Source organism: Exiguobacterium sp. AB2, assembly GCF_000696055.1.
In the GTDB taxonomy this organism is placed as follows: domain Bacteria; phylum Bacillota; class Bacilli; order Exiguobacteriales; family Exiguobacteriaceae; genus Exiguobacterium; species Exiguobacterium alkaliphilum.
This window is the reverse complement of record NZ_JNAA01000089.1, coordinates 1-4,117: the sequence shown is the minus strand read 5'-3', so window position 1 is coordinate 4,117 and position 4,117 is coordinate 1. Positions and strand designations below refer to the sequence as shown.

General features: G+C 45.5%; 3 protein-coding genes, 13 tRNA genes and 1 rRNA gene. 1 reads left to right on the top strand and 16 read right to left on the bottom strand.

What is annotated here, in order from left to right; genetic code table 11:
* Positions 1 to 935: fatty acid desaturase (locus DI14_RS11400; protein WP_034808648.1), on the bottom strand; the 935-nt coding region annotated here is incomplete at its 3' end.
* Between the two features lie 239 nt (positions 936 to 1,174).
* Here DI14_RS11400 and DI14_RS15120 point away from each other — a divergent pair.
* Complete coding sequence (locus DI14_RS15120) at positions 1,175 to 1,810, top strand: DUF6241 domain-containing protein (RefSeq protein ID WP_051622705.1); 636 nt, start codon at positions 1,175 to 1,177, stop codon at positions 1,808 to 1,810.
* A 143-nt stretch (positions 1,811 to 1,953) separates the two neighbouring features.
* Here DI14_RS15120 and DI14_RS15115 read toward each other — a convergent pair whose 3' ends face one another.
* The 15 genes from DI14_RS15115 to rrf form a co-directional block, all read right to left on the bottom strand.
* Positions 1,954 to 2,595 (bottom strand): DUF6241 domain-containing protein, encoded by a 642-nt coding sequence (locus DI14_RS15115; RefSeq protein ID WP_051622704.1) that lies wholly within the window; start codon positions 2,593 to 2,595, stop codon positions 1,954 to 1,956.
* Between the two features lie 189 nt (positions 2,596 to 2,784).
* Positions 2,785 to 2,865, bottom strand: a tRNA-Leu gene (locus tag DI14_RS11385).
* 9 nt (positions 2,866 to 2,874) lie between these two features.
* Positions 2,875 to 2,948: transfer RNA gene (locus DI14_RS11380), tRNA-Cys, on the bottom strand.
* Between the two features lie 6 nt (positions 2,949 to 2,954).
* A tRNA-Gly gene (locus DI14_RS11375) sits at positions 2,955 to 3,029 on the bottom strand.
* A 5-nt stretch (positions 3,030 to 3,034) separates the two neighbouring features.
* Positions 3,035 to 3,109, bottom strand: a tRNA-Gln gene (locus tag DI14_RS11370).
* Between the two features lie 6 nt (positions 3,110 to 3,115).
* Positions 3,116 to 3,191 (bottom strand) — tRNA-His (locus DI14_RS11365).
* Positions 3,192 to 3,204: 13 nt separating this feature from the next.
* Positions 3,205 to 3,275, bottom strand: a tRNA-Trp gene (locus DI14_RS11360).
* 3 nt (positions 3,276 to 3,278) lie between these two features.
* Positions 3,279 to 3,361 (bottom strand) — tRNA-Tyr (locus DI14_RS11355).
* Between the two features lie 3 nt (positions 3,362 to 3,364).
* Positions 3,365 to 3,440: transfer RNA gene (locus DI14_RS11350), tRNA-Phe, on the bottom strand.
* Positions 3,441 to 3,466: 26 nt separating this feature from the next.
* Positions 3,467 to 3,542: transfer RNA gene (locus DI14_RS11345), tRNA-Asp, on the bottom strand.
* Positions 3,543 to 3,549: 7 nt separating this feature from the next.
* Positions 3,550 to 3,623, bottom strand: a tRNA-Met gene (locus DI14_RS11340).
* Between the two features lie 17 nt (positions 3,624 to 3,640).
* Positions 3,641 to 3,715 (bottom strand) — tRNA-Glu (locus tag DI14_RS11335).
* Between the two features lie 17 nt (positions 3,716 to 3,732).
* A tRNA-Ser gene (locus DI14_RS11330) sits at positions 3,733 to 3,823 on the bottom strand.
* A 13-nt stretch (positions 3,824 to 3,836) separates the two neighbouring features.
* Positions 3,837 to 3,911, bottom strand: a tRNA-Asn gene (locus tag DI14_RS11325).
* Positions 3,912 to 3,919: 8 nt separating this feature from the next.
* A 5S ribosomal RNA gene (gene rrf, locus DI14_RS11320) occupies positions 3,920 to 4,035 on the bottom strand.
* Positions 4,036 to 4,117 lie beyond the last annotated feature (82 nt).

The window sequence follows — 4,117 nt, the reverse complement described above, 5'->3', positions numbered from 1 at the left end:
TTGTAGCGAAGCGACTTCAAACTCGAGAACAATCCGATCGTCGTCGCTCGTTGCAACGGTGGTGTCGATGTATGCGCTTGTTCCAAGTTATAGTTCGGCACACGGGGGCTCAAGTGATGGACGTGGTGGAAGCCGATGTTCCCCGTTACCCACTGCAGCACTCTCGGCAACTCGTAGTACGAACTCCCCTCAATCGCCGCCTTGACGTAATCCCACTCACTCTCGTCTTCGAAATATGAGTCTTCGAACGTGTGTTGGACGTAGAACAGCCAAATGCCGAGAAGCCCGGCTGTGAACATCGTGATTCCTTGGACAATGAGAAACGCCTGCCACCCGACCAGGGCGATCATGCCGGCGTATAAGACAACGAGGGATGCGTTAATGACGTGTGTATTGATGCGTTCTTTTTTTCGAGCGTCTTTCCGGTTGAAGCGGCTCGTGATGAGAATCAAATATAACGGTCCAAGTCCGAACATAACGAGCGGATTGCGATATAGACGGTATTGAAGACGCGTCCATTTCGAAGCTTCGACGTATTCCTCAATCGTCATGACCCAAATGTCCCCGACGCCCCGCTTATCCAAATTTCCACTTGAGGCGTGATGAATCGAATGTTCCCGTTTCCACTTCTCATAAGGGAATAACGTCAACACACCCATGATCGTGCCGACGATGTTATTGGCTTTTCTATTTTTAAAGAACGACCCGTGCGTGCAATCATGAAAAATGATAAACATACGGACGACGAAACCAGCTGCGACGATCGCGAGCGGAATCGTCAAAAACACAGAGATGTCGAGCGCCTGATACGCGAGAAACCATGCTGCCAAAAACGGTAAGATTGTATTGATCATTTGCCGGACACTCTTCTTCACGTCCGCCTTCTCGAACGGCGAGACGTGCTCTCGGAGCTGGGCAATCTTTTCTTTACTCATATTCGTTCATTCCTCCTACACTACATAAACCACACTACGACGACAGTAAGATGAATCATCGTCCGATTTGAAAATCGTATAACGAGTCATTTATTAACACCAGGTAATTATACCACATATTATTTTTATTGTTTGATTATTTCAAATTTAATTATTTCAATTAAATCCCTTTTATAGAATTAAAAACATAATAAGTATGATAAAATCCAACGTGTAGCAAATGAAATGAGGTGGGTACTTTGAGAAAACGAATATTTACACGACAGCGTGTCACCTTTCTATCGATTGCTTTCATCATCTTACTTCCGATTCTAGTCGTCGGGTATACCTTCTATACAAATATGAGCCAAGGTATGCAGAACGAGGCGTTAGAGGACAAATACGCAGATCGTGTCAGAGAGTTGCAGATTGAGGTATCTAAAGGAGATCCGTTCAATCGGCGTGGAAACGCGACCGATCGGACCCGTGTCGAGCTCCTTGCACGTTACGATCTTGACAATTTGAGTCGGACGACATTAGTAAAGAACATGCATTTGATGACTCATCAGAAAATCTCGGCCCGCTCGAAATGGGGCGCGATTCCGATGTCGGAAGAAAACATCACGGCTTCGGCTGAGTACCTTACCTTGCTAGAGAGAAACAATCAGATTGGTCCGAACGTGTATAAGGAATTGCGGGCCATGCTCGATAATTGGGCGCGTGACGACTTCAGTCAGGCTGATGTCGAGCAAGACCAGTTGCTGCGTTTGCTAAATGCCAATCGTGGTTTCTCCAACGGTTTAGCTACACCTTTCGAGGAAGAGTTGTATATTTTGAATAACTTTGGGCCTGACTATTTGGATACGTTGACATCAACTTTAGATGAGACTGAATGAACTTTATAAATTCAAAATAGCCACGAATGACTTCATCTACTCAGTCATCCGTGGCTATTTGAATCATTTATTTTTTCTTCAATGCTTCTCCATCAATACAGTCCTTAAAAGTACATCCTTAGAAATAGAACTTTGTAGTAAGATTAATTTTCTGCTTTTTCCATCGGTTTTAAATTGATGGTATATACATATTTTTCTCCAAAATTATTCAAAATGAATAGCTCTTCTTCTTCCGGTGTAGCCAAGCCATTAGAGTAACCGATTTTTGCACCCATTCCATCCAGCATATAATCCTGATCTTTATCAATGTTGCTAAAGTCAGCTTGTTCCCATTGTTCGATGATTTTCCCGAGCTTGGTGTAGTCGTTTAAATTTAATTTGTTCTTTTTCCGAGCAAGTTCTAAATACGCTCGAACCTCACGAATATTCTCGTGAGACATTAGGATTGCACCGTATTTTTTATCAGCGGAAATTTTCTGGTGAGTCATTTCGTGCATGACTCGAACTAGGTTAGACTTGTTGAGTTTCTCTAAATCATCAAACACTAATCCGGTTTCAAGTTTTGGGTTGATTTTATGAACCGCATTTGGACGACCTGGTGGGTTCGCCTCAAGGAACCGCTTAAGTTCTTTAGCTCGATCAAGTTCATCTCCTTCAAGCTCTTCATCGATGGAATATGACGAACTTGAAGAAAATCCGTAAAAAAAATAAACAACTGAAGAAATTAATATCGTTACGGTGACTATCGTGAAGAGTAAAATGAACCACCTTTTTTTCTTTATCATAACTGTACCTCCCCACATAAATCATTCCCGTAAATTGTAACATACATAGGAATTATGTTACTCCTAATAAAAGTTATAATTTTGAAATTATTTCTCCTTTAACCAATCAAGATTGCAATATTTTCATTCTCTAATATAAAGTAATCGTATAAATAAAAAAAGACCCTAGCCTCAGCTAGGATCTACGGATACCGGTGGTCGGAGTCGAACCGACACTCCAGAGGAACACGATTTTGAGTCGTGCGCGTCTACCAATTCCGCCACACCGGCATATTATGTTGGAGGCGCCAGTCGGAATCGAACCGACGATAGAGGAGTTGCAGTCCTCTGCCTTACCACTTGGCTATGGCGCCAAAGAATGGAGCGGAAGACGGGATTCGAACCCGCGACCCCGACCTTGGCAAGGTCGTATTCTACCACTGAACTACTTCCGCATAGTTGGCTGGGCTGGAAGGGATCGAACCTTCGCATGTCGGAATCAAAATCCGATGCCTTACCACTTGGCTACAGCCCAATAAAATGGGGCGACTGAAGGGAATTGAACCCTCGAATGCCGGAATCACAATCCGGTGCGTTAACCACTTCGCCACAATCGCCATAATATTAAAGCAGGGGCAGCAGGAATCGAACCCGCGCTGACGGTTTTGGAGACCGTAGTTCTACCGCTAAACTATGCCCCTAAGTGGTGGGGGGGGCGGATTCGAACCGCCGAACCCGAGGGAGCGGATTTACAGTCCGCCGCGTTTAGCCACTTCGCTACCCCCCCACATGGTGGCTTTGGACGGAATCGAACCGCCGACACAAGGATTTTCAGTCCTTTGCTCTACCAACTGAGCTACAAAGCCATGTATGTAAGTCTTTAAATTAAAAATGGCGGTCCTGACGGGGGTCGAACCCGCGATCTCCTGCGTGACAGGCAGGCATGTTAACCACTACACCACAGGACCACACTAATTGCGGGGGCTGGATTTGAACCAACGACCTTCGGGTTATGAGCCCGACGAGCTACCAGACTGCTCCACCCCGCGACGATATAAAAAATAAATGGTGACCCGTACGGGATTCGAACCCGTGTTACCGCCGTGAAAGGGCGGTGTCTTAACCGCTTGACCAACGGGCCTTGTTGTATTGAAAAACTGGCGGAGAGCAAGGGATTCGAACCCTTGAGACGGTTTTGCCGCCTACACGAATTCCAATCGTGCTCCTTCGGCCACTCGGACAGCTCTCCAAAAAGAGAAAAGTGGCTCCGCAAGTAGGATTTGAACCTACGACCTACCGGTTAACAGCCGGTTGCTCTACCACTGAGCTATTGCGGAACGATCTTGCCTGGCAACGTCCTATCCTCACAGGGGGAGACCCCCAACTACTTTCGGCGCTGAAGCGCTTAACTTCCGTGTTCGGCATGGGAACGGGTGTGGCCGCTTCGCTATCGCCACCAGACAAGTATTATATTAACATCATTTAAGGATAACGTCAATATGTTTTAAGAGATTGTTCTCTCAAAACTGAAGATTCACCAATA